Raw genomic sequence first — 24604 nt, forward strand, 5'->3', positions numbered from 1 at the left:
CTGCTGTTGCCTTATCTTCTTATTGTACTCTAAATCGGGTTGTAAAACGTAGTATGGTATACTGTCAAGCGACGACGAGTTGTCATTCTACCGCATCTTCTCGGACGTAGAAAGGCTATCTGTGAGTCCTGAACGTTTGCAAAAGGTCTTGGCCAGTGCAGGTATTGCTTCACGACGTGATTGTGAAGCACTCATTGCTGCCGGACGAGTAACGGTCAATGGGCGTGTCGTGGTTGTGCCCGGCACACGGGTTGATTTAGAGCACGATGAGGTACGGGTTGATGGTCAGCCAATCCGTATGCCGGCCAAACGTACCTATATTATGCTTCATAAGCCGGCAGGTGTGGTGTCAACCGCTGAAGACACCCATGGTCGTCCAACTGTGCTCGATCTAGTGGATGTACCGGCACGGGTTTTTCCGGTCGGGCGCCTCGACATTGATAGTGAGGGTTTGATATTGCTGACCGACGACGGCGAATTGGCGTATGCCCTGACCCATCCTAGCTTTGAGGTTGAAAAAGAGTACCGTGTGCTTCTTGATCGGCCACTGACACCAGAGGCGTTGCGGAGTTGGCGTAATGGTGTTTTGCTCGATGGTGAGATGACAGCGCCTGCCTGGGTAGAAATGATCGGGACGGCACCGGAGGGGGTATGGGTTCGGATCGTCTTACGGGAAGGGCGTAAGCGTCAGATTCGGGCGGTTGCCAAACTGCTCGGTTATGAAGTGCGACGGTTGATACGGGTACGTGAGGGTAATCTGCTACTCGGCGACTTACCACCACGATCCTGGCGTTATTTGACCGATGAAGAAGTTGCCGCGCTGCGTGCTTACATCTCGGCCCGACGGCACCCGCCGACAAAATCAGACGAAACGACACCGGCTGTTCGACCACCAGCTGATCGTTCTACCATTGCTGTGGGTGGTGATGAGCGCACAGCAGGAAGGCGACCGGAGCGCGGCGAACGGGGTGCACTGCCACGCCAGGAGCGCGGCGAACGGGGTGCACTGCCACGCCAGGAGCGCGGTGAACGGGCAGCGCCACCACGCCAGGAGCGCGGCGAACGGGGGGCATCGTCACGCCAGGATCGCGGCGAACGGGCAGCGCCACCACGCCAGGATCGCGGCGAACGGGCAGCGCCACCACGCCAGGAGCGCGGCGAACGGGGGGCATCGTCACGCCAGGAACGCAGCGAACGGGCAGTACCGCCACGTCAGGAACGCGGCGAACGGGGTGCACCGTCACAATGGCGAGAAGAACAGCGCAGTCGTGCAGGGAAGAGCACAGGGCGGACGTATCGAGACGAGCGTCAGCGTCCAGCAAACAGCAAATCATCATCTGCACGACCGAATCGTCAAGGCGAACCTGCTCAGAACAATCTCCAGCAACGCATCCGGCGCTCGCATCGTGATAAAGATCAGGAATAATTCCTATCAAAATGAACTATGGATAAGTAGCACTGATGAGCTTGACAAAGCACAAGATAGTGGTATAAATGTTTGGGTGTATGCTTGTGATAGATGCCACAAGAAAGGAAAAGAGTGATGAAGATGTGGTCACGGATGCTCACATTGGTGGTCTTAACGTTGATGGCTTTGGCACTGGCAGCCTGTGGTGGTGGTGGGAGCAGCAGTGGCGGTGCTACTGGTGGTTCTGGTAGTGGGCCGGTCACCTTAGAAATCGGTTCAAAGGGTGAAGAGCTGGCTTTTGATAAGACAGAGCTGAAGGTTGCGGCAGGTCAGACGGTCACAATCCGCTTCAAGAACAACTCGGCGGTGCAACAACACAACTGGGTTCTGATTAAGGGTGGCGATGCTGAAGCTGCTGCAATTGCTAATGCTGGTTTGACTGCTGGTCCGGCGGCAAACTACTTGCCGGCCGACAAGAGCAATATTATTGCTGAGTCACCATTGGCCAACGGTAATGAGACGGTCGAGGTGACATTTACGGCACCGGCCCCCGGTACCTATCTCTACATTTGTACCGTGCCAGGTCATTACCCGCTGATGCAGGGTAAGTTGGTGGTGAACTAATATCTTAACCTGTGATACTGAAGAATCACGGAGCACGACAACACGTGCTCCGTAATTTTATGTTGTGTATGAATATGGTGGTCAAAGAGCGTGATCAGAAACTCGTGGTTTTGATCAAGCGCTCATCAGGAGAGTCGGCTGAAGTGGCGAGTAACTCAGCCGCCGCATCAACAACCTGGGCTGTTGATAGTCTGTTTTGTTCTTCCTTCAAAGGTCATTGTTGATTTTGCCAGAGACATCCCTCCGCCGTTCCTGTGCGTAACACAAGATGGTACATGATATACTGAATAACAAGTTGTAACGCTGAGGAACACTGATCATGCTTCGTCGTCTACCGCTTATTGGTCAACAAATTGTTCATCGCATCAATTGGCGGCGTGTGCCGACAAAACGTCGTGGGCAATGGCTCGTTGGGACATCACTGATGGTTATCGGCGCGAGTTTGCTTATCTATGTGTTGTTTGCAACCCTGCAAGTGGAATATTACCGTTGGGCTGCCCGTGGTGATTCACCTTTACCGGCGCCACGATTGACCACCAGTGGCTTTCGCCCGGCCGATGCACGTCCACTGTTGCCTTTAGCTGAGATCACGGTTGCCACCCCTGTACCGACTAACGCAACTGTTCCAGGAGGGGAGACCGCGTCCGACGCAGTGGTTGCCACGCCGTTACCAGCTTCAACCGATGGTACGCTACCGCCAATACCGGCAACGAACAGGGCAACGACTCTTGCCGGGGTTGATAGCGGTTTACTTATTTCTGAACCGCCTGAGTCGACGCGAGCTGAATGGGTAGCAACAGTTGAACGTTTGGTAATACCGAAGATTAAGGTCGACTCGAAGGTGATCGAAGTGGGATGGGAGACAGTGGAAGAAAATGGTCAGTTGATCTCGGTCTGGCAGGTCGCTGAGTTTGCGGTTGGTCAGCATCGTGGATCGGCTAATCCCGGTGAAGGCGATAATATCGTACTGGCAGGACATGTCGGTGGGTATGGTCGGGTTTTCAAAGACCTCTTCTACCTGCAACCGGGCGATGAGGTGATTGTGTACAGTCGAGGTCAGCCCTACCGCTACATCGTACACGAGCGGATTATCGTTGATGAAGAAGGGGTGCCCGCTGAGCAGCGATTAGCCAATGCTCGCTATATTGCACCAACCGGTTATGAGGTGGTCACGATGATTACCTGCTGGCCACCCAGTGGACCCGATAAGTTCAAGCAACGTGTCATTGTGCGAGCGTTACCCGCTGCGAGTGTAGATAACTCTGATGAGCGTGCTCCTTAAAGCACATCTGTACAATACTCTTCTACCAGGATTTGCTTTCACGATAATGCCGTACCTCTCAGAGTGTGTCTGAAAAAATGTTGAGTTATGTACAACACTGAAACGTGACTTCAGCAAGCCAATCATTCCGTCAATCCCTGGTCGGCAAGGGCATATTCAGCTACACGCTCAGGGAATGGAAGAAGCGCCTGATGCAGCACCGCTGCACCTCCGGCCTCGTCTCCCATCTCGATATCTGTCCAATGCCTGAAATCGCTCTCCCCCCTTTTTAACCCCTTGTCTGGGGATCGTCCTGATCCTGCATACGTGCCTCATCGCCATTGTTGCATACGCCGTTGTTGCCAATCTCTCAGAGTGAGATCAAAAACCTAGGTTTTTGATGTGGCTCGACCCTGGCAATGGGCAGGGGAACGTAGGCAGGTAACGCATGCGTCTCCGCGACAGTTTCCGGACCTGTGCTGCAAAGCACGCCTGGTGTCCCTCACCTTCCCCCTTACCCCCTTCCGCTCCTCCACAGGGCGAGGGAGGGGAAGGTACGGCGCGGGAGCGAACGAATGTGGGCGCCCCCTAACGCAATGGTCGCACCCGTATGGTATGCGCTCGATGAGCAATCCAGGTTTCTGATCACCCTCTCAGTGTTGTGAGGACCAGTGTTGGCGGGCAACGCCATCAATCATTAGCAGTATCTTCCCGGTATTATGTAAGTTTGCATAAGTATTTCAGCCGCGATGTTCTTCGTTGATGCGTGTCGTCTCGAGCATTTGCAAAATGCTGGTACCACGAATAAACACACGACGGAGGCCTGCCGGTCGGCTGGCTGCCAACTGACCGCTACTGATCAGCCGTTTTACGGTACTTAGACTTACCCCTAGCAGACGGGCAACCTCTTCGCGTGAATAGACTGCATCGGGGTTGATTCCTTCACGGCGTGCCATTGGCGCTCCTTCTGATGTTTACTCTTACCATCGTGAAGTGTAGCACAATGAAACAACTTGTAGTTGGCGACTGCATGTTGGGCTATCTAGCTACGCTGGCGTTTCGCTTATACCCCTCTTGCACCATCGCGCCATTTGACACACTACCACGAGGAGTGTAGATGAGACGAGAGGAGATTCCAACGTTACTCTTTCCTACAGCGGGGCGTAAATAATGTCAGATAGCCGTGCCACGAACCAGTAGCTGATAGACAAGAAGTGCTCTGGCAATGAAGCTAAATCAGTCCAAAGAGTCGATAGACAACTAATACACACACTACCGCCAGACTGATACCGGCAATGACCTGCATCAGGGTGTGGTTGCGGGTGCGTAATCGCGCCCATCCCAACACAATAGCTGCCGCCCAACACACGCCACCAAGCGCGGGCAGGTAAATGCTTGCCAGCGTAGCACACGAGCCGATACTGGCCGAGTGAATGCTAATTTTCCAGAAGAGGTTGATCAGAAACGAAAGGAAATTCATCACCGCAACTGATACAAGCATGGCTAGCAGCGGTAATGGGGCGTGCAGTGCCCAGAGAATGACTGTGCCAATCAAGACATTGACCATTCCAAACAGGTACAGTTCGTTGCGTTGAGTGCGCACTGAAATGTCATCGTCGCTATAAGCCCCCTGCTGCAAGCGAATATTGAAAAAGATGGTTGGCGGCACGACGTGGAGCAGGGCGCAGAGGAGTGACCACCATAGCCCGTTGATACGGTTGTCGCTACCAAAGACCCCGACGATAAAAATACTTACGATGCCAAGTGGTACCGGATGTAATATTTGTGAAATCCGGCGGGCGATAGCGTATCCTCGCCCTGGTATTGCGCCTCGACTCAGTGCTTCGGCGGTCAGATCGTTCGATTGCATCATATACATAACCCTCAGCGAGCCTGCTTTATTGTTACAAGCTCACGATAAATAGCGACAAGCGTTTGGCCAGCTTGCTCCCAGCGGAACAATGCTGCCTGTTGTGGGCCGGCGGTGCGTAGTGGCATCGGGTTGCTCAGCGCAGTACGGATGCCAGCAGCAATATCCTCTGGATCGAGTGGATCGACGAATACGGCAGCCGATCCGGTCACTTCAGGTAAGCTCGAAACTTTCGTTGTCACTACCGGTGTTCCACAGGCAAGTGCTTCAAGAACCGGGAAGCCAAATCCTTCGTATAGCGATGGATATACGAAGGCTCTAGCTAAATTATACAATGCCGGTAAATCTTCATCAGCAACAAAGTCGAGGAAGTGAACACGGTCACGCAAATGGCATTGTTCAACGGTGGCAAAAATGTCGTCGTAGAGCCAGCCGCGCTTTCCGGCAATCAGCAGGTGCAGGTCGGGATGTTCTGATTGCAGCAGCGTAAAAGCTTGTAACAGTCGTACCAGGTTCTTGCGTGGTTCGAGCGTGCCGACGAAGAGCAAAAAATGTTCGGGTAAGCCCAGGCGTTGACGAACCGCCTGTGCCTCGGCTGTTGGTATGGGGCGAAAGCGCGTATCAACTGCCGGGTAGAGTAAGCGGATGCGCCGGTTGGGAATGCCGTACAGACGACCAAGATCGCTAGCCGTTGCTTTTGAGTCAACAACGATCAGATCGGCCCGTTGGAGTGATCGTGGGACGGCGGTACTCAGGTAGCGACGGAGCTTTGGCTCGGCGCAGCCTGGTTCGACCAGAAAGGTCAGATCGTGGATGGTAAGAAGGGTACGTGCCTGGGTCGGTGGTAATACGAAATCGGGGGCATGCACCACATCGAGCGGTCCGATCAGCCATTCAATCCGAAGTGGTAAACGTACACGTTGCCAGAGAATGGTCAGGAGTCGTGGAGTGATCGGGAGCGGTCGTAATCTGATATTGTGATACGTGGCTGCGAGTTGTTGCGCGTAGTGAACAAATGGTCCTTGCTGATCAAGACCGGTAGCCGCATAGAAGAGCTGAAATGAGAGTTCGGGATCAGACTGAGCGGCTGCACGGACCAATTCACGAGTATACCGCCCTATTCCGGCGCCCTGCCAGATGCCCGCTGTATAATCGACACCGATGCGCATGGCTTATTTTCGTCGGCTAAACAGGTAGAGGATGAAGCCAAAAATCACGATGCTCCAAAAGTTGATCAGTCGGTCTAGCAGCGTAACAGCACTGCCTAAACTAGCCGCGATCCCAAACAGTGTCAACACGACCGTAATCGTTCCTTCTACCACCCCCAATCCAGCCGGTGTAATGGGCAGTGCGGTCAGCAGCGATGAGGCCAGGGCGACAAAGATGATCGCAGCCAGGGTTAAGTTGAGGCCGGTATGATCGAGTGACTGAATGACAAACCAGAGCCGAAATCCTTCGAGCGTCCAGATTGCAGCGGTGAGCACAAACAGCCGCGGTAAGATGGCAGGGGTAAACGATGTCAGAGCCGAGTGCTCGAAGTTACCGTACACGCGGTGCAGACGACGCGGAATGAACCAACGGATTTGCGGGCCAAGCCAGCGCATACCGATCAGCCCGCCGATAATAATGACAACAAGCAAACCGCCGAATCCGAAGACGATCTGCGTGCCTTCAGGCATATGAGGGCCAAACGTGAGAAAGCCAGAAAGGACGAGTAAGCTGAACAGACCGATCATGTCGAGCAAGCGTTCGGCAAAAATCGTCCCAAACGTCGCCGAAAACGAAACATTGCCATTATGTTTCAATAAATAGCCGCGGTACGCATCACCTAATTTTGCCGGCACGATACAGTTCGCGAACCACGAAAGATAGATATATTCGATCAGCGCGGGCAATGACGCCCACGAATGGCGGCCACGCTCTACCAGTACGCCAGCATTGATCAAGAGCATGCGCCAACGGAGTGCACGTAGCGGGAAGGTGAGGTAAAAGACGATCAAACCAGTACCGAGCAGCCACGGATTGGCCGAGCGCATATACTGCCAGGTCGCTGCTAGGTCAATATCGAGGCTGCGCACCGCAAAGACAATGATAGCAATTGCGATCCCGAAGGAGATTAATGTTCGTGGCTGGCGCAGACGCTGACCAAGCGAAAACGTTTCTCGATCACCATCATGCTTTCTACTATCTTCAGGTGTTCCGGAGACCGGTGTTGGTTGATCGCTCATAGTCAGGTTAGCCTTCCCGAACCTGTCAGGCGTTTCGTTCACTTCTGACATAATCGTACTCGATGGTACCACACATGTGCAACCCGATCAGGTGTCCTGTGCGCATTCCATGCAATACCACTCCCAAAACCGGCTTAGCCCCTCTTCAATAGCGACGGTTGGCGAAAAGCCGAGAAGTTGGTGAGCTTTCGTTGTATCGGCATAGGTGATCGGTGGTTCGGTGGCCGGTAATGGCTTGATCTCGATCCGGGCCGGATAGCCGGTAATCTGTTCAAGCAGCGTGACAAAATGACACATTTCGACCGGTTGTGAGTGGCCAAGATTGAATATTTCGTAGGCATGCGGTCGGTCAAGTGCATGAATAACACCACTGATAATGTCATCGATGTAAGTGTAGTCACGGAAGAGCTTTTCGCCACCATTGAACAGCGTAATGGGCTGACCGCGCACCATGCGTTCGACAAACAGGTATGGGGTCATATCAGGGCGGCCTCGGGGTCCATAGACGGTAAAAAAGCGCACGACGCTGGTTGGTACCCCGTACAGGCTATGAAAGGTATAGGCCAGCACCTCAGCTGCTTTTTTCGTTGCAGCATACGGTGACAGAGGTCGGTCGGTCGTGTCATCTTCGCGAAACGGGACGCGATTGGTCTTACCGTACACCGATGACGTTGACGCCAGGATCAGATTTTCAACTCCAGCGCGCCAGGCCTGATCAAGAATGACCAGGCTCCCACCGATATTCACGGCTTCGTAGAGCTGTGGATTGGCGATTGAGGGGCGGGGACCGGGCATTGCTGCCAGGTGAACGACAAACCGTGGTCGATAACGGGCAAAGATCATCGCTACCGTATCGGCGTCGCGGATATCACCTTCGATGAGGGTAAATCCAGGTTGTTGCATCGCCCCCATGAGGTTACGACGCTTACGGTGGGGGCTGTAGTAATCGGTGAAATTATCCAGACCGATTACCTGCTCACCACGTGCCAGTAAGCGATCAACCAGATGGCTTCCGATAAAACCGGCTGCACCGGTGACGAGATAAGTCATAACTCCTCTTTGGGTTTTGGTAGTATGGTGTTGCCCGTATCAAGTGTTGCCAGCAAAGCGATCACAACACCGAATTGAATACCCATATTTAAGACGTGCAAATTCTCAAAGAGATTGTGACCGTTCAGTGCACCCACTACACCTGTTCCACCAAGGATGATTCCGCGGATCAATGCATGATGCGTTTGTTGTGCTGCTCGGATGATACAATACCAGATGCTGCCGATAAAGCCCCAATATGCGCTGAAACCGATAAGACCACTCTCAGCGGCGATGTGCAGGTAGTAGTTGTGGGCATGACCTCGAGAATGATACCATGGCTTGATCCAGGTCGGGGTTGATCCACTGTAGGTCGGGCGCTCGTAGGCGATACTAAAATTGCCAGGCCCAATCCCCAAGAGTGGTCGTTCCTGGAGCATCCGCCATGCCGCATGCAGGTGAGCCATCCGTTCGACAATGGCGAAGTTTGAGGGTGTAATTTCAACATGACGGGGATCGAATAGGCGCAAATTATCGGTGATTGACGTAATGCGATTGCTCAATGCTGGTGGCAGAATCCCACTTTGCAGCAACAGAATGCTACTTATGCTTATCAGCAATACGGTTATTCCGGTGCGGATAACCATCGTGCGTCCGTAGCGTCCGGCAAAGACGATAGCCGTTATCAGCCCACCGATCAGGGCGCCAACCCATCCACCGCGCGAAAAACTCGTGAGCAGCCCACCAAGTAGGCTCCCAGCGGCAATGCACAGGGCAAAAAGAATAGGCCAGAATTGAGCAGAACGGCGGCGGGTTTCAATCAGAGCCACGATCATCCCGACCGCCAGCGGCCATGCCTGATTCATGTAGCCGGCAAACGAATTGGGTTGCCCGATAGTACCGTATGCCCGTACTCTGCCCCCTGCGATGGCAAAACTTTCAGGCCCGATTCCGGTGAGAAACTGTCCAATACCAATCAATGCCGTGATGCTAGGCGCGACCAGTAAACAGGTGATCAATACCTTCCGACGCCAGGATATGCGCGATGGGTCTTGAAGCACCCAAACAGTTGCCGTATAGATCAGCAGTACCGTTGTCCAACGCAGCGTCTCTTTTAAGGCTTCGCTCCGACTCAGTGGTGTTGTAGCCGCCGAGAGCGCCAGCATCCAGATAAAGATCACCAGCGCAATACCAGGAGGTTTCAGGGCAGGCCAGGGTTGGCTGAGCTGCCTGAACAGACTCAGCAGCACCACGATCAAACAGGCCTGCGTGACACTCAGCCCGCCAGGGAGCGTGACTAATTGCTGAAAGGGAACAGAGAGGACGGCCAGTGCAACAGGCCAGACCGGATCACAGATTGCTAATCCCAGAGCGGTAATACTCAGCAGCCAGCTCGCTGCCACCAGCGGCGGGGTGAAGGCGAGGAGCAGACCTGCTAACCCCGCGCCGATCAGCCATATCCATCGTTGATCTGCTCGATACGCTATCGAAAACAACTGCATTACCAGGCACCACGACCGGACAGAATTGCCGGAATGACCATCATCAAGATGCGGAAATCGAGACTCAATGACCAGTTCTCGGCGTAGTAAATATCAAGCCGCACCTGCTCGTCAAAGGAGATTTCACTACGTCCCAGCGCTTGCGGAAGGCATGCCAACCCGGGAAGTACTGCCAATCGGCGATGATGCCAGGGTTCGTAGCGAGCCACCTCCTCCGGTAATGCAGGTCGTGGGCCGATCAGACTCATATCACCGCGGAGTACATTATACAGTTGCGGTAGTTCATCAAGGCTGGTGCGCCGTAGCCAGCGCCCGATCCGCGTTACCCGTGGATCGGCGCGTATCTTGAACAAGGGGCCATCAGCTTCATTGTAGTGAAGCAATTCCTTGCGCCGTTGTTCAGCATCAGGCACCATGGTGCGAAACTTGTAGCAGGTGAAGAGTTTCCCGTTTTTGCCAACCCGTTGCTGGCGAAAGATAATTGGATGCCCAGAGTCAAACCAGATCAGAAACGCAATAATAATTGCTAGCGGAATCGTGATCGGTAAACTGATCAACACAGCTAACAGATCGAAGATTCGTTTTAGGGCCAGGTTCAGGCCTTGAAGTTGAACCGCTTTTGGTTGGAGCAGGGGGATACCGCTCAAGTGCATAATGTCAACGCGGTCGAAGCTGAGCTGGTATATGTCGGGGGCTATCTGATATTCAACGTCGAGTTGCTGGCAGCGGGCGGCCAATTCGGGTAATCGTTCGTATTCCCAAAATGGTAGGGCAATGATGACATGTTGAATGTCCTGTTGGAGGACGACGGTTTCAAAATCGTCGAGATCACCGAGGTATTGAAAGACACGTGCTCGATTACCGGCAATAATTGGCTGATCGCTTAGATAGCCAACAAGCGTATAACCGATACCCGGTGAAGCAGTCAGTGATTGCATGACCAACTGACCGAGACCAGTGCCCCCTACCACCAGTACTCGTTCACGGCCAAGACCACGAGACCAAAACCAGTGACGGATGCCAATGAGCAACAGACGCCAGCTCAACAACAAGCCGATGATGGTGATGGCAGCAAACGCAAAGATTAAGCGAGAGTAGAAGAAAGGCCGGTACAGAAAGACCACCACCATCAGCAGTGCGATCATTGTAATCACACTCCCGGCGATGGCAGTGGTCTCGTCGAGCAGGGTCATGCGACGGCTGGGACGATAAAATCCGCTGCCGATAAAGCGTAAACTCAGGAGGGCCTGAAGAATGAAGACAATCGGTAGAAACGCACTGAAGGGAACCAGGTTCTCAGTAGCAACTTCGGCGATAATCCGATCAAATGGCACCGGCCAGCTTACCTGATAGCGTAGCAGGTATGCTATGCCGAAACCGGCAAAGATGAGCATCTGATCGATCAAAAACATACCGACGGCCGTCCAACGCTGCTTGCGGCGCAAACGTTGTCGGCTCGTTCGTGACGCACGCTCTGATGCTGGTGGATGTTCAATCATGCGCAAGTCTGTCTGCCTGTTTAACCATCAACAATGACATACCTGGTTCCCAGTGCAACTATTTACGGTGAGGTAATGTCATGATGATAGGGGTGAGAGTCTCGTGCCGGATCACGATGATTGGCGACTGACCGGCGATGTTCGATGTAGAGCATAATACCTGGCGAGGCTGCAATAAGTAGCATGAGAGCAATCAGGCTTATCCAGAGCATACGCGGCTCTTCTCCCTCTTCTGTTCTTTCCACACAATTGTGACTGCGCATCATGACGCAGCGCTCTATCTTACCATAATCTGCCGGTCTTGTAAGCTGATAAAAAGCTGATAGACGGGACAGCTTTTCTGTCCCGTCTATCGTTAGTGATGGTGGATTATGCCGCACGAGCAGCCGCAGGCTCTTCGGTACCTTCGGCAGCAGCCTCGATTTGAGCTACCGCGTCGCGTGGTTTGACCTTCAGGAAACAGGTACGGTAGTGATCCCAGCGGGCCAGAATTTCACTACCGCGTGGGCTTTTTGTCAGTGCAACATGGCGGCGGATCAACTCACGTACCCGTTTTTCATCCCGGTCGCTGAGCGGTCGAAGCTCGACCAGTTGTGGATTGTAGCGCTGGGCAAACGTACCTGCTTCATCGAGCACATAGGCTACACCGCCAGTCATACCAGCGCCGAAGTTGCGTCCGGTTGGGCCGAGCACAACAACGACCCCGCCGGTCATATACTCGCAGCCGTGGTCGCCAACGCCTTCGACGACGGCCGTTGCGCCGGAATTTCGCACGGCAAAGCGCTCTCCTACCCGACCAGCGGCATAGAATTCACCACCGGTAGCGCCGTAGAGCAGAGTATTCCCGGCGATCACGTTCTCGTGCCAGACGTATTGGGCCTCGGGCGATGGTGCGATAGTGATCAGTCCGCCTGCCATCCCCTTTCCGACATAGTCGTTGGCATCGCCGATGAGGTGGAGCGAGACGCCAGGAGCGTTGAATGCCCCAAAGCTCTGCCCAGCATGGCCGTAGAAGGTGATGGTGATGGTATCGGGTGGTAGTCCTTTATCGCCGTAGAGCTGCCCGATTGCACCGGCCAATCGTGCGCCGACCGAACGGTCACAATTGTTAATCGTGTAGCGGAGCCGTACCGGGCCACTAGCCGCTAATGCGTCGGCAGCGTCGATCATAATCTGATCGTTCAAACTCTGCTCAGGTGGAAGTGCGTTGGGTTTTCCGCCGTGGCGAATAGGACCTTTGCCAATCAACGCTGCTGCACCGAGAACAGGTGTCATATCGAGTGCATCAGCCGCTTCAATGTTAGTCTTGCGCTGACGGAGCAGGTCTGTCCGACCAACAGCCTCGTCAAGTGATCGCAGCCCAAGGCCGGCCAGAATCTCGCGAACTTCCTGAGCCAGGTATCGGAAGAAGGCCATCACCATCTCTGGTTTGCCGGGGAATTTTGCCCGCAGATCACTGCGCTGGGTGGCAATACCAACCGGACAAGTATTATTGTGACAGGCACGGGCCATAATACATCCCTCGGCGACCAGTGCTGCGGTACCGAAAGAGAACTCATCGGCGCCAAGGAGAGCTGCTACAACTACATCACGGCCTGTCTTCAACCCACCATCAGCCCGGAGCCGGACTCGCTCGCGGAGACCATTCATGATGAGTGTCTGTTGGGTTTCAGCCAGACCTAATTCCCATGGGATACCGGCATTCTTAATGCTGCTCAACGGTGATGCGCCGGTGCCTCCGGCATGACCACTGATCAGAATAGTGTCGGCATATCCTTTGGCTACACCGGCAGCAATGGTGCCGACGCCGGATGTCGCTACCAGCTTGACTGAAACGCGAGCGTTGGGATTGACCTGCTTGAGGTCATAGATCAGTTGTGCCAGGTCTTCGATACTGTAAATGTCGTGATGGGGTGGTGGGCTAATCAGCGCCACGCCGGGCACCGTATGGCGAATCCGGGCAATCTCTTCATTGACCTTATGGCCGGGCAACTGACCACCTTCACCTGGTTTGGCGCCCTGCGCCATCTTGATCTGCAACTCACTGGCACTGGCCAGATACGCCGGCGTTACCCCAAAACGACCCGATGCCACCTGCTTGATCCGCGAATTACGTTCATCGTGGTAGCGTTCTGGTGCTTCACCACCTTCACCGCTATTTGCCATTGCACCCAGGCGGTTCATCGCGATTGACAATGTCTCGTGGGCTTCAGAGCTAGTCGAGCCATGGCTCATCGCCGCCGTCGAAAATCGCTTTACAATTGACTCAATGGGTTCCACTTCATCAATCGGTACTGGTGGGCCAGCCGGTATAAACTCTAGCAGGTCACGCGGCTCGGTTGGGGGCCGGTTGTTAACCAGATCGGCATAAGCCCGGTATGTGGCGTAGCCTTCACTACTCAGCGATGGGCCAGTGCTATCACCATTGAGCGCATGGGGGTTGCGTACCGCCTTGTGAAGCGCGTGAACCACGGCTGGGCTAAAGGCGTGGTATTCGCCATCCTTCTTGAATTTGTAGAAGCCGGGATGTGGCAGACTGACCCGACCGGTCTGGAATGCACGGGCATGGCGGACGGCCAGATCACGAGCAATACGGCTAAACGAGACACCTCCCACTCGTGATGGAGTACCGGTGAAGCATCGTTCGACGACATCGTGAGCTAACCCTAACGCCTCGAAGATTTGAGCACCACAATAACTGTCGAGGGTTGAAATGCCCATTTTCGACATAATCTTGAGCAGGCCCTTTTCTAGAGCGTGAATGTAGTGGTGCTCGGCCTCTTCGGCGAGTGCAGAGGTGCGTAGATCATCGGTATAATGGCCGACACCATGCTCGGCCCGCTGCCGCACTGCATCCCGTTCAAGAGCAATCCGGCGCACACTGAGCAGTGCCAGGTAGGGATTGATCGCCTCGGCGCCATAGCCGATCAGGGTCGCCATATGATGTACTTCGCGGGCTTCACCGGTTTCGACCAGTAGACTGACCCGTGAGCGTAGACCGGTACGGATGAGATGATGGTGAACGGCACCGGTGGCCAATAGAATTGGTAGCGCTGCGTGATCAGCGTCAAGCCCACGGTCGCTCAGAATGATAATGGCTGCCCCCTCCTGAACGGCCGTCGCTGCCTCGGCGCACACTCGATCGAGAGCCTGCAACAGACTTTCTGCATTGATATGCTGCGCAGAGAAGAGAAGACTGATCGTTACCGAACGCAGCAGTGGATCGCTGTGCGTGCGAATTGCCGCCAACTGCGCATCTGTCAGGATGGGAGAGGTCAGTTGTAACAGATGAGCGTGTTCTGGTGTTTCGAGCAGAATTGAGCGGCGACGACCAATGCCTACACTCAACGACATGACCAACTCTTCACGCAGTGGATCGATGGGAGGATTAGTTACTTCAGCAAAACGCTGCTTGAAAAAGTGGAAGAGCGGTCGTCCCAATTCCAACTGCGAGAGTGGTGGTATCGGCGTGTCATCACCCATCGATCCAACCGGTTCGTGACCGGTCATTCCCATAGGCTTGAGAATGACATTCAGCTCTTCAGAGGTGTAGCCAAACGCCATCTGTAGTGGTTGCAAATCCTCTTCATTTTCAGCCGCCGGTGTAGGGAGATTTGAAGGTAAATAACACAAATGATCTTTAAGCCATTCGGTGTAAGGGCGACGTTTCGCCAGGAGTGCCTTGACTTCGCTATCGGTGTAAATCTTTCCTGAGCTGGTATCAACTGCCAACATCTGCCCAGGGCCGAGTTTCCCTTTACAGACAATGCGGGTTTCGGCGATAGGTACAGCACCGACCTCCGAACCTGAGACAACCAATCCATCATCGGTGACGATGTAGCGGGCTGGACGCAAACCGTTACGGTCAAGGGCGGTACCAACAATAATCCCGTCGGAAAATGCTAGGGCGGCCGGGCCGTCCCACGGTTCGATCAGACAAGAGTGATACTGATAAAATGCCCGCAGATCGGGATCGATGTCAGGTACCTTTTCCCAGGCTTCGGGTACCAGCATAGCCGTTGCATGCCGAATATCTCGCCCGGCCATCACCAGTAATTCGAGCGTGTTATCTAGCATAGCCGAGTCGGAACCATTCTCGTCGATAACCGGCAGCAGTTCACTCATCGATGGCGCACCGCTGGGTAAGAAATCGTCTGGGAGGGTAATGGCTTGTTCGCGGGCACGCATCCAATTGACGTTGCCCTGCAATGTATTAATCTCACCGTTATGGGCCAGCATACGGAACGGTTGTGCCCGATCCCAGGTTGGAAAGGTGTTGGTGCTGTAGCGCTGATGATAGACGGCAATGGCGGTCGTAAAATCAGGATCGCGCAGATCGATGTAAAAGTCGGCCAAGTGCGATCCGAGAAGCAGACCTTTGTATACAACGGTACGTGATGAGAATGACGGGATGTATGCCGGTAAGCTGGCCTGGCGGAAAAGCCGTTCCATCATCTTCCGGGCCAGAAAGATGGTGCGTTCAAAGGCCTGGTCATCGAGTCCTTGTGGCCGACCAACAATAATCTGGCGGATTGTTGGCATGGCTCGGCGGGCGCGTTCACCCAATACGTCGGGATCAATTGGTACTTCACGCCAGCGGAGTAGTGGTAAGTGATGTGCTGCTAATGCCTGTTCGACAAGCGAACAGGCGTTGGTACACTGGTCGGGATCGGTGGGGAGAAAAAGCATCCCCAGCGCGAGATCGGTATCGGGTACAGATACCCCAACTGCGGCTAACTCTCGACGCAGCAAACGGTATGGAAGCTGCGTCAGGACTCCAGCACCATCACCAGTGCGGGCATCGTCGGCTACGGCTCCGCGATGTTCAAGCCGACTCAAAGCTGTGAGCGCCAGCTCAAGAATATCGTGGCTGTCCCGACCATTGACGCGGGCGACAAAACCGACACCGCATGCATCGTGCTCGAAGCGCGGGTCGTACAGTTGGGCAGGGTCTCGCGCAGGAAGGTACATTGCTCGTTCCTTGGTTACTACTAATACAGCGAATCCCAAAATACAGAAATACACAAAAAGGCGCTCACCGTTCCTCAACTGCGAGGAGAAGGGTGAGCGCACTCTCGTTCTTTACATTAGAGTAAGATGATACCATTCACCGGGTAACGGTGACGGAATAGTGGCTACAGAGCCGTGCTTAATTTACTTAATGATGTGATTCGGATACTCTTAGAAATGTGTCACACAACGCCGTTGGGTGTGATCACCATTTCGATGGATCGCGTCAAACATCACTGTTGTAGTGGAATTATTATCTAGCATTCTACAGCATCTTGGGCAAGTGTGTCAAGTAATTTTGTACGAAAGTACCAACTGTTTCGCAATACGTTAAGGCATGAATAGAGATCGAACTGATCTACTTGTTGCAGGCTGTAGTGTGGTGAGGTACCTACATTCCGGTAAGACGTTGTAATTCCTCGACAAGCTTACGGGCTTGTGGTGAGAGGTTCGTTGGTAAAACAGCACTCACGGTCACGTACAGATCACCGAAGTGAGAACTGTGCATTGACGGCATGCCCTGCCCTGAAATGCGGAACACTTGCCCATTCTGCGTTTGGGGTGGAATGGTCAACCTTAGAGTTTTACCCGATAGCAACGCAATCGTTGTTTGACCGCCGAGGAGCAAAGTGTACATACTTACCGGCACCGTCGTGTATAGATCGTTTCCTTTGCGTTCAAAGCGGTCGTGGGGTTTTACTGTTACCACCAGATACAGATCACCACGGCGACCACCGTTTAGGCCAGGGGCGCCTTCGCCAGGAACACGCACGCGCTTGCCGGTATCGATCCCGGCTGGGATTTTGACCGTAATCGTTCGCGGTGTGCCGTTAGGGTTAGAAAATTGCAATGTGCGTTGCGTACCGGTATACGCTTCTTCCAGGGTTAGCTCAACCGATTGTTCAACATCCTGGCCGTCGAGCTTGACCGAAAAGCCGCTACCGGCTGTTCGCCGTTGACCGAATAACGTTTCAAACAGATCGGCAAAATCTTGACTCCCATAATTGAAGCCGCCGAAGCCGGTTTGCTCGTACCGTCGAAAGTCGCTGCCAAAGCGGTCATATTTGGCGCGCTGCTCTTTGTCGGATAACACCTGATAGGCTTCGTTGATCTCCTTGAAGCGCGCTTCGGCCTTGGGATCGCCTGGATTGACGTCAGGGTGATACTTGCGGGCCAGTCGTCGGTAGGCCTGCTTTATCTCTTCATCGCTGGCGTTGCGATTTACCCCCAATACCTGGTAATAATCCTTCATAGATATGCCCCGCGTCGTGTAGAAGCAGAAGCGCAGGATACCGATGCCTCGCGAAAGAGGTTATTTTTGATTGTAGAGAGCGTTATCTGGATCGTCAAGGCTGACTGTGTTAGATATGTGTATGAACTTTCTTTGCCGGTTAGCGACTACGGTCGTGTGCCAGGTAGAGGGGAGAGAAGAGTGAGTGGAAGAGCTGAAACCATCCGCACCATGTGAAGAAGTGCGCTGCTTTTTTCTCAACAGTGGGGTGGCAACCAGAGCATTGTCGATACGCCGATGATGTTCATTCCGACATTGACCAGGATAGGGTAGAGGACGGTGCTGCTTTGTGGCGGATTCATCGCCTTATTCCTACAACTGGTGCGCAAATGTGGTCTAGGATAGTGGAATATGACACTTTTTTTCGGATGACTCACGATCTGGAAACGCAGCGATATTGAGTGAACTTCAGCTTCCCAACACAAGATTTTCTAGATAGGCTCTTGGTGTAAAGATGCAAAGCAAAGCAGTTGCATCATGCAACCGAGGGCAGCACCAGTTTACGGGAATTATTTGTTAAGTAGTGTTAAGTGAACATTAAGTATTCTTAGAAAGAAAAAATAGCTTCTTATTACTTGCAAGAATCGCCAACTTACGGTACTATGCGTATGCCCATTTTCGTTCACCATCGGCTTGCACCTTGAGGTTTGCACGTCCTGCTTGACCGACCTGGCTATCGGTTGGGTCACAGGAGATCGTTGTGGTCGTTCACGCATTGAAATGGAGATGAAACCATTATGGAGAAGATCTCACGTCGGCGGTTTCTCAAAGGGACGATTGCGCTAGGAGCGGGTGCATTGCTGTCGATGTACAGCGATGGCAGCTTTCGGTTGGCGTTAGCGCAAGAGAATCCCGTCTTACGCATGCGGATTTTGCACACCAATGATCATCATGCCCGGATTGAACCGGTCTTCAGTGGCAACAATCCGGTTCATGGCGGAGTCTCGCGTCGCAAGGCGTTGATCGACAAGATTCGTCGTGAGACAGCGCTGCCAACCTTACTGGTCGATGCTGGCGATGTGTTTCAGGGGACGCTCTACTTCAATCAGTATAACGGGATGGCCGACCTCGAGTTCTACAACGCGATGGGTTACGAGGCCATGGCGATCGGGAATCATGAATTTGACAAGGGGCCACAGGCATTAGCAGATTTTATTACTCGGGCCAAATTTCCCGTGTTGAGTGCTAATATCACGGTTGCGGCTGGAAATCCGCTTGCCGGGCTTATTAAGCCACGCACAATTATCGAGAAAGACGGCAAGAAGATCGGTATCTTTAGTCTGACGCCTGAAGATACTGGGGTACTTTCAAATGCCGGTTCGGGCATAACCTTTACCTCTGCCATTGAAGCTGCACGTCAGCAAGTGGCGGCTTTAAAGGCAGAGGGTGCATTCACAATTATTGCCTTGACCCACGTAGGCATCAACGTTGATCGCCAGATCGCTCGCGAAGTCGGTGGTATGAGCATGATTATCGGTGGTCACTCACATACGCCTATGCGGCCGATGAATAAGGTAGACTTCCCGCCGTATCCTGAGTTGATTGCAGGCCCAGATGGAAAACCAGTCGTAGTCGTCACGGACTGGGAATGGGGCCGCTGGCTGGGTGATATTACGGTTGCCTTCAATGCTGCCGGTACAGTGATTGACCTTCAGGGTAATCCAACCGAGGTTCTACCATCATTACCAGCCGATCAGGGGTTCGAGAACCGGATTGCTGTGTTCCGTGGTCCAATCGATCAGCTTCGTGCCCGGGTCGTTGGGTCGACTGCGGTTGACCTCGATGGTAGTCGCACCAATATCCGATCGCGTGAGACCAATCTGGGTAATCTGGTCGCCGAGGCTATGCTGGCGAAAGCTCGCAATTCAGGCGCGACGATAGCGATTACTAACGGTGGTGGGATTCGAGCTTCGATTCCGGCTGGCCCGGTTACCGTTGGCCAGATATTGGAAGTATTGCCCTTTGGCAATACACTGGCACTGGTTACACTCACAGGTGCACAGGTTATTGAAGCTCTGAACAACGGTGTGAGTCAGGTTGAGAGTGGGGCTGGGCGGTTCCCGCAGGTGGCCGGTTTGCGCTTCACTTACGATCCGTCGTTACCAGCAGCCAGTCGCGTGACCAGTGTCACGGTTGGGGGAGCAGCGATTGATCCCAACGCCGATTATGTGGTGGTAACGAATAACTTTATGCTGACTGGTGGTGATGGCTACAGTGTCTTCACTCGTGGACGTAACCAGGTCGATACTGGCTTCATTCTATCTGATGTGGTAGAGGAATATATTGCTGCGAACTCGCCGGTCAATCCGGTGGTTGATGGCCGGATCGCGATTGGCGCTGCGCCAGCGACAACGCCGGCTCAGCCAAGTGTGCCAACACCGGCAACACTGCCTGCTACCGGTGGTGCCTTAACGCCGCTGGCCTGGCTGGCTGGGTTGGGTGCAGCAGCGCTGGCCGGTGGTGCAGCATTGCAACGCACGGCGCGTAATTCACCAGAGGAAGCAAGCAACCCGACAGAGGAGGTTGCTGAGGAAGTAGTGCATTAAGTGGCTGGTGCTCCCCACCTTTCTGTCGCTCCCGCCCTCTTCTTCGGGAGAGGGCGGGAGCGATTTCGGGGGCAGTGCGGAAGTACGGACCTACACAAAACGGGCGGGTGTGGCACCCGTCCCGACAATGACTATCTAAGGATCACGTTCCTCAGAGGCTTCCTAGAGATCGAGACCACCATCGACCGGTAACACTTCACCGGTAATGAAGCTAGACTCATCAGAGGCGAGGAAGAGATAAGCGTAAGCCATATCTTCAGCCGTACCTAGGCGACGGAGCGGGGTGCGATTCTTGAACTCATCAAGCACCTTTTCAGGGACGTGAGCAATCATCTCGGTCTGGGTAAAACCAGGGGCAACCGCATTTACCCGAATCCCGCTCGGCCCAAATTCACGCGCCCATGTCTTGGTCATTCCGATCACACCGGCTTTTGATGCAACATAATTGGTCTGACCAAAATTACCGTTGAAGGCCACGATAGACGCCGCATTAATAATTGAACCACCGCCGTTCTCGATCATAATCGGTGCCACATACTTAGTGCAGAGCCAGACCCCCTTCAGATTAACATTGATCACCGCATCAAACTGTTCTTCAGTCATTTTAATCATGCGGGCGTCGCGTGTGATGCCGGCATTGTTCACTAAGACATCGATTTTACCGGCCCATTCAACCACCGCTTTCACCATAGCTTCAACCGATGCCGCTTGCCCGACATTCACGGTGAACGCTTTCGCATCGCCGCCGGCTGCCACAATATCATTGGCTGTTTTGGTGGCTGCTTCCTCATTAATATCGGCGACCGCAACCTTTGCCCCCTGCTGACCAAAAAGCAACGCGGTCGCCCGACCGATTCCCTGTCCGGCGCCGGTGATCAAAGCTACCTTTCCGCTGAGTCGCATGGGTTTCTCCTTTACTCAAACAACACACAGCCGATCCGACGACTTCCATCTGTCGGCTCACCAGAACATAAGACGATACGAAGCCGAGCATCGTCTCAAGAGAGGACATCGACGATGCTCACGGCTGTACCGGCAAATTGAAAAGGGGAATGTCAGTTGCTACGTTCGCTCAACCAGGCTTCAATCTGCGGCCAGGCGCGTTTGCTGGCGCCGCTACCGACCATAATCCCGATATGGCCACCTTTCAACTCGATCAGCTTCTTATCTTTGCTACCGACTCGATCCATAATCGAACGCGACTGACAGTTAGGCACAATGTGGTCTTTGTCGGCGATCACATTCAGGAGATTCGCCTTAATGTTTGACACATCAACCACACGGCCTTCCATCATTAACTTGTTTTCCATCAGCCGGTTTTCACGGAAAAACTCGATGACCCACTGACGGAATGCAGCGCCCGGGAAGTCAACATTGTCGGTGACCCATGTATTCATCGCCAGCCAGGCCTCGACCACTGCCGGATTATCGAGATTATCCCACAGCTTGAGGTAGGTACCGATGTAATTCTCGACCGGCTTCAACATCTTATTGCCATATTCGATAATGGCTGCCGGTACGTTGCCAAACTGGCGTACCAGTTCATCGACGTTATAGTACTCGGTGTTGAGCCAGCGGCTAAACGTGCTACCCTCTTTGTCGCTGAAATCAAGTGGAGCAGTGAGCAAAACCAGGTTCCGCAGGCCGTCATCAGGGCGCATTGCAGCGTAGATCGTAACGATGGTAGCGCCGATACACCAGCCAAGCATCGAGAATTCACGTTTGCCGCTGTGGCGCTGCATCGCACGGACGGCGCGGGGTAAGAACTTCAGGGAAAAGTCTTCAAAGTCGTAGTGGGCATCCTCGGGGCCGGGTGTGCCCCAATCGAGGAGATAGACCTCGTAGCCATGCTGGAGCATGTACTCGACAAAGCTGTTCCCTGGGCGCAGATCGAAGATGTATGGTCGGTTGATTAAGGCAAAGACGAGCAAAAGAGGAACCGGCTTGCGTTGTTCGGGTGGTACCTGCGGATAATAGTGGTAGAGACGCATTTTATTCAGCGCCCAGATCTGCTCTTTTGGCGTTTGACCGACCGCAACCCGAATGCGGTTTGTTGCCAGACGGGCAGCCATATCGCTGCTTTTCGTAGTACGCTCAATCTCTTTCAGCAACTGCTCGGTCATCCGCTCGAGATCGATTGGCGCGGCATCAGAACTTGTCATGATTAGACACTCCTACTCTTTCTCTTCTGTCGTCGCCTTACGCGGCCGATTAGCAGCACGAACGGCAGAAAGGGACGTCAGTTGCTCTTCGATCACCTGGAGGCGCTCGCCGATCATAGTGAGATCAGGGGCCGGCTGCGTCTCGGAACTGGTCAGTTTGCGAACCAGGTCGGTCAACTCATCGAGTTGGGCCTGCATATCATCGAGGCGAAACTCGATGTTGGTCAGGCGGCTGGCTAAGGTCACGACCTCATTACGCGAGGGTAACTGGGCCTGGGCCAGATACCGCTCCATGTACTGCTGCACTGCCTGTTGTACCGGACCTGATACTGCCAACAGGGCATCGAGCTGCGCACCGATAGCCTGCGAAAACGTCTCGGTGTTCACCAGTGCAGTCATACTCTTTGCCCACGCATCGAGTGTGGCATCACGCCATGCCCGCCATGTTCCGATTGGATCATTCGGATCAAAGCCATTCGGAGGCTGAGTCATTGCCAATCTCCTTTGACGACACGCCATCACGGCGCGTTAAAGCACGAAATTCTGCATTTAGCGTAGTGGATGTAGTTACAGCATGGTTACATATAGTATACAACCATCTTGACAAAGCACAGTAAAGCTCTCTATACTTGCAGTTGAGAAGATTTAGAAATTTGTCTAAATATCTATGGAACAGGCAATCACTCGTACCCTTCATGCCCTGTCGGATCCCACTCGGCGGGCGATTATTCGGATGCTTCAAGATCGTGATATGACTGCCGGAGAGATTGCGGCCCACTTTGCGATCTCGGCGCCGAGTGTCTCTCATCATCTGAACGTTCTGAAAGCCGCCGATCTGGTAACGGCTGAGCGGCATGGGCAGCGGATTGTATACCGCGTGAATGCTACCGTCTTACAAGAGGTGCTTCACGGTCTTATGGAAGTGTTGCGCATTGGCATCGAGCGAAAGGGGGACGGGCATGCGTAGTCTACGATTCATGATGGTCGTAGTGGTTCTGATGTGGGTGTTTGGCTTTGCTATGCTGCCACTCATTCCCGATCCGGCGCCTATTCATTGGAATGCAGCCGGTGAGGTGGATGGGTATGGAAGCCCGTGGATCGCTGCCCTGGCGCCAGCGCTAGGGGCGACCATTATTGCAGTGTTGGCACCACTCTTGCCACGGATCGACCCACGTGGACAGGGGTATGTTGCTTTTTCTCGCACCTACGCATTGATTTGATAATGAATAGCCTTGTCCTGTTTCTGGCGGCGCTACAGATAATTACGGTAGGAGCAGCGGTTGGTTGGTCGTTCAGCGTGCCACGTCTCCTCAGCATCGGGATGGCTCTATTCATGGTGGTGTTAGGGAACGAGTTGGGAAGGGTGACTCCGAATTACTTTGTTGGTATTCGCACACCATGGACACTCGCTGATGATGAGGTCTGGCGCAAGACGCATCGAGTTGGCGCCCGAATCATCGTTGGCAGCGGATTGCTGGCAATGCTGGTCAGTTTCTTCATCGCTGAGGACTGGCTGTTTATTACCGTTCTTCTACTGATCATCCTGCCAGTTTTGTCTACGATCCCTTATTCGTATATTGTCTGGCGGCAGGTGAAGCATCGGCAAGTTGGCTGAAGGATCAAGCTCGGTCAACCGAGGTGTTGTTTGCAGAAAGGTCTTGTGATACGAGAACATATCGGGTAAATCGTAGAGTGGTTTTCCACGTTTTCAGTGCTTGGGCTGCGTGCGAAGTCTACCCCAGAGCGGATACTGAGGGAGCGGGCGATGCCCCCTGTGCATGTGCATCGCAAGCTACGCTGGCCCCTGGCCCGTGCTTTCGGAAAACCGTAGGGCATTGGGAGTGCGGTCAGCAAATGTGCGATGTTCGTCGGGGTCTCTCTGTTGTTGAACTGTTCGGTTATCGAATGTGAATGCGATCCGCAGACGCAAGGTTGTTGCAAGAAAGGAGACATAATGAGCACACTCAATTGGCGCGGTGTAAGCTGGTTTGTTGGTTTGGCCGCAGGGTTGGGGTGGCTCTGTTGTGCACCGTTGTGGATCAGCGGCGCCGGTCTGCAACATCCGCTGGCGCCTTTGCTTATGATCCTGATGATGTTTACGCCCGCGCTGGCAACCCTGATCGTCACTCGTTGGATCAGTCCACCGCCGGAGGGCATTATCAGAGCAACTGGGC

The 24604-nt window shown here is 53.7% G+C and carries 20 protein-coding genes and 1 pseudogene; 8 read left to right on the forward strand and 13 right to left on the reverse strand.

Features of this window, described 5'->3' with window-relative positions; genetic code table 11:
- Positions 1 to 121 precede the first annotated feature (121 nt).
- From JE47_RS21270 to JE47_RS0104930, 3 genes are all read left to right on the forward strand, one after another.
- Complete coding sequence (locus tag JE47_RS21270; RefSeq protein WP_081909992.1) at positions 122 to 1426, forward strand: pseudouridine synthase; 1305 nt, start codon at positions 122 to 124, stop codon at positions 1424 to 1426.
- Between the two features lie 117 nt (positions 1427 to 1543).
- Positions 1544 to 2032: a plastocyanin/azurin family copper-binding protein gene (locus JE47_RS0104925; RefSeq protein ID WP_031458681.1), complete on the forward strand. Its 489-nt coding sequence runs from the start codon at positions 1544 to 1546 to the stop codon at positions 2030 to 2032.
- Positions 2033 to 2351: 319 nt separating this feature from the next.
- Positions 2352 to 3314, forward strand: coding sequence for a sortase (locus tag JE47_RS0104930; RefSeq protein WP_031458682.1), 963 nt, complete (start codon positions 2352 to 2354; stop codon positions 3312 to 3314).
- Between the two features lie 719 nt (positions 3315 to 4033).
- On the opposite strand, the gene JE47_RS0104935 is transcribed toward JE47_RS0104930, so the two are convergent.
- From JE47_RS0104935 to JE47_RS0104980, 10 genes are all read right to left on the reverse strand, one after another.
- Positions 4034 to 4249: a helix-turn-helix domain-containing protein gene (locus tag JE47_RS0104935; protein ID WP_031458683.1), complete on the reverse strand. Its 216-nt coding sequence runs from the start codon at positions 4247 to 4249 to the stop codon at positions 4034 to 4036.
- Positions 4250 to 4524: 275 nt separating this feature from the next.
- Complete coding sequence (locus JE47_RS0104940) at positions 4525 to 5166, reverse strand: phosphatase PAP2 family protein (RefSeq protein ID WP_031458684.1); 642 nt, start codon at positions 5164 to 5166, stop codon at positions 4525 to 4527.
- 11 nt (positions 5167 to 5177) lie between these two features.
- Positions 5178 to 6332 (reverse strand): glycosyltransferase family 4 protein, encoded by a 1155-nt coding sequence (locus JE47_RS0104945; protein WP_031458685.1) that lies wholly within the window; start codon positions 6330 to 6332, stop codon positions 5178 to 5180.
- A 3-nt stretch (positions 6333 to 6335) separates the two neighbouring features.
- Positions 6336 to 7442, reverse strand: a complete 1107-nt coding sequence (locus JE47_RS0104950) for a lysylphosphatidylglycerol synthase transmembrane domain-containing protein (RefSeq protein ID WP_236631135.1) — start codon at positions 7440 to 7442, stop codon at positions 6336 to 6338.
- 36 nt (positions 7443 to 7478) lie between these two features.
- Positions 7479 to 8441, reverse strand: a complete 963-nt coding sequence (locus JE47_RS0104955) for an NAD-dependent epimerase/dehydratase family protein (RefSeq protein WP_031458687.1) — start codon at positions 8439 to 8441, stop codon at positions 7479 to 7481.
- Positions 8438 to 9922, reverse strand: coding sequence for an O-antigen ligase family protein (locus JE47_RS0104960; RefSeq protein ID WP_035419025.1), 1485 nt, complete (start codon positions 9920 to 9922; stop codon positions 8438 to 8440). The genes JE47_RS0104955 and JE47_RS0104960 overlap by 4 nt, the downstream gene beginning before the upstream one ends.
- On the reverse strand, positions 9922 to 11421 hold the full coding sequence (locus JE47_RS0104965; protein ID WP_031458689.1) for a sugar transferase: 1500 nt from the start codon (positions 11419 to 11421) through the stop codon (positions 9922 to 9924). The genes JE47_RS0104960 and JE47_RS0104965 overlap by 1 nt, the downstream gene beginning before the upstream one ends.
- A 62-nt stretch (positions 11422 to 11483) precedes the next feature.
- Entirely contained in the window at positions 11484 to 11633 is a 150-nt protein-coding gene (locus JE47_RS21930; protein ID WP_173424543.1) for a hypothetical protein, read from the reverse strand.
- A gap of 157 nt (positions 11634 to 11790) precedes the next feature.
- Positions 11791 to 16392, reverse strand: a complete 4602-nt coding sequence (gene gltB / locus JE47_RS0104975; protein ID WP_031458690.1) for a glutamate synthase large subunit — start codon at positions 16390 to 16392, stop codon at positions 11791 to 11793.
- Between the two features lie 430 nt (positions 16393 to 16822).
- Positions 16823 to 17683 carry a DnaJ C-terminal domain-containing protein gene (locus tag JE47_RS0104980; RefSeq protein WP_031458691.1) on the reverse strand — a complete coding sequence of 287 codons (861 nt, stop codon included), beginning with the start codon at positions 17681 to 17683 and terminating at the stop codon, positions 16823 to 16825.
- Between the two features lie 776 nt (positions 17684 to 18459).
- Here JE47_RS0104980 and JE47_RS0104985 point away from each other — a divergent pair.
- A complete protein-coding gene (locus JE47_RS0104985) occupies positions 18460 to 20268 on the forward strand; it encodes a 5'-nucleotidase C-terminal domain-containing protein (protein WP_051871068.1) in 1809 nt (602 codons plus the stop codon).
- A 162-nt stretch (positions 20269 to 20430) separates the two neighbouring features.
- Here the strand turns inward: JE47_RS0104985 and JE47_RS0104990 are convergent, their stop codons facing one another.
- From JE47_RS0104990 to JE47_RS0105000, 3 genes are all read right to left on the reverse strand, one after another.
- Positions 20431 to 21171, reverse strand: coding sequence for a beta-ketoacyl-ACP reductase (locus JE47_RS0104990; RefSeq protein WP_031458693.1), 741 nt, complete (start codon positions 21169 to 21171; stop codon positions 20431 to 20433).
- Positions 21172 to 21323: 152 nt separating this feature from the next.
- Positions 21324 to 22430 carry a PHA/PHB synthase family protein gene (locus JE47_RS0104995; RefSeq protein WP_031458694.1) on the reverse strand — a complete coding sequence of 369 codons (1107 nt, stop codon included), beginning with the start codon at positions 22428 to 22430 and terminating at the stop codon, positions 21324 to 21326.
- 12 nt (positions 22431 to 22442) lie between these two features.
- On the reverse strand, positions 22443 to 22922 hold the full coding sequence (locus JE47_RS0105000) for a hypothetical protein (RefSeq protein ID WP_031458695.1): 480 nt from the start codon (positions 22920 to 22922) through the stop codon (positions 22443 to 22445).
- 175 nt (positions 22923 to 23097) lie between these two features.
- Between JE47_RS0105000 and JE47_RS0105005 the strand changes: the two genes are divergently transcribed.
- From JE47_RS0105005 to JE47_RS0105015, 4 genes and pseudogenes are all read left to right on the forward strand, one after another.
- The gene (locus tag JE47_RS0105005) at positions 23098 to 23397 is read left to right on the forward strand and encodes an autorepressor SdpR family transcription factor (protein WP_031458696.1); all 300 of its coding nucleotides are present in this window, start codon (positions 23098 to 23100) and stop codon (positions 23395 to 23397) included.
- Positions 23390 to 23650, forward strand: a complete 261-nt coding sequence (locus JE47_RS22100; protein WP_236631136.1) for a DUF1648 domain-containing protein — start codon at positions 23390 to 23392, stop codon at positions 23648 to 23650. The genes JE47_RS0105005 and JE47_RS22100 overlap by 8 nt, the downstream gene beginning before the upstream one ends.
- A gap of 2 nt (positions 23651 to 23652) precedes the next feature.
- Positions 23653 to 24045, forward strand: coding sequence for an SdpI family protein (locus JE47_RS22105; RefSeq protein ID WP_236631137.1), 393 nt, complete (start codon positions 23653 to 23655; stop codon positions 24043 to 24045).
- Between the two features lie 339 nt (positions 24046 to 24384).
- A pseudogene (locus tag JE47_RS0105015) lies at positions 24385 to 24604 on the forward strand (CPBP family intramembrane glutamic endopeptidase); the annotation flags it as partial.

It is taken from the genome of Chloroflexus sp. MS-G (genome assembly GCF_000735195.1).
In the GTDB taxonomy this organism is placed as follows: Bacteria; Chloroflexota; Chloroflexia; order Chloroflexales; family Chloroflexaceae; genus Chloroflexus.

Coding starts and splice junctions, on each gene's coding strand:
- JE47_RS0104995 (WP_031458694.1), bottom strand. CDS start 22,430: ATGACAAGTTCTGATGCCGCGCCAATCGATCTCGAGCGGATGACCGAG.
- JE47_RS0104965 (WP_031458689.1), bottom strand. CDS start 11,421: ATGATTGAACATCCACCAGCATCAGAGCGTGCGTCACGAACGAGCCGA.
- JE47_RS0104990 (WP_031458693.1), bottom strand. CDS start 21,171: ATGCGACTCAGCGGAAAGGTAGCTTTGATCACCGGCGCCGGACAGGGA.
- JE47_RS22100 (WP_236631136.1), top strand. CDS start 23,390: ATGCGTAGTCTACGATTCATGATGGTCGTAGTGGTTCTGATGTGGGTG.
- JE47_RS0104985 (WP_051871068.1), top strand. CDS start 18,460: ATGGAGAAGATCTCACGTCGGCGGTTTCTCAAAGGGACGATTGCGCTA.
- JE47_RS0104935 (WP_031458683.1), bottom strand. CDS start 4,249: ATGGCACGCCGTGAAGGAATCAACCCCGATGCAGTCTATTCACGCGAA.
- JE47_RS0104945 (WP_031458685.1), bottom strand. CDS start 6,332: ATGCGCATCGGTGTCGATTATACAGCGGGCATCTGGCAGGGCGCCGGA.
- gltB (WP_031458690.1), bottom strand. CDS start 16,392: ATGTACCTTCCTGCGCGAGACCCTGCCCAACTGTACGACCCGCGCTTC.
- JE47_RS0104925 (WP_031458681.1), top strand. CDS start 1,544: ATGAAGATGTGGTCACGGATGCTCACATTGGTGGTCTTAACGTTGATG.
- JE47_RS0104955 (WP_031458687.1), bottom strand. CDS start 8,441: ATGACTTATCTCGTCACCGGTGCAGCCGGTTTTATCGGAAGCCATCTG.
- JE47_RS0104940 (WP_031458684.1), bottom strand. CDS start 5,166: ATGATGCAATCGAACGATCTGACCGCCGAAGCACTGAGTCGAGGCGCA.
- JE47_RS0105000 (WP_031458695.1), bottom strand. CDS start 22,922: ATGACTCAGCCTCCGAATGGCTTTGATCCGAATGATCCAATCGGAACA.
- JE47_RS22105 (WP_236631137.1), top strand. CDS start 23,653: ATGAATAGCCTTGTCCTGTTTCTGGCGGCGCTACAGATAATTACGGTA.
- JE47_RS0104950 (WP_236631135.1), bottom strand. CDS start 7,442: ATGTCAGAAGTGAACGAAACGCCTGACAGGTTCGGGAAGGCTAACCTG.
- JE47_RS0104960 (WP_035419025.1), bottom strand. CDS start 9,922: ATGCAGTTGTTTTCGATAGCGTATCGAGCAGATCAACGATGGATATGG.
- JE47_RS0105005 (WP_031458696.1), top strand. CDS start 23,098: ATGGAACAGGCAATCACTCGTACCCTTCATGCCCTGTCGGATCCCACT.
- JE47_RS0104980 (WP_031458691.1), bottom strand. CDS start 17,683: ATGAAGGATTATTACCAGGTATTGGGGGTAAATCGCAACGCCAGCGAT.
- JE47_RS21930 (WP_173424543.1), bottom strand. CDS start 11,633: ATGCTCTGGATAAGCCTGATTGCTCTCATGCTACTTATTGCAGCCTCG.
- JE47_RS0104930 (WP_031458682.1), top strand. CDS start 2,352: ATGCTTCGTCGTCTACCGCTTATTGGTCAACAAATTGTTCATCGCATC.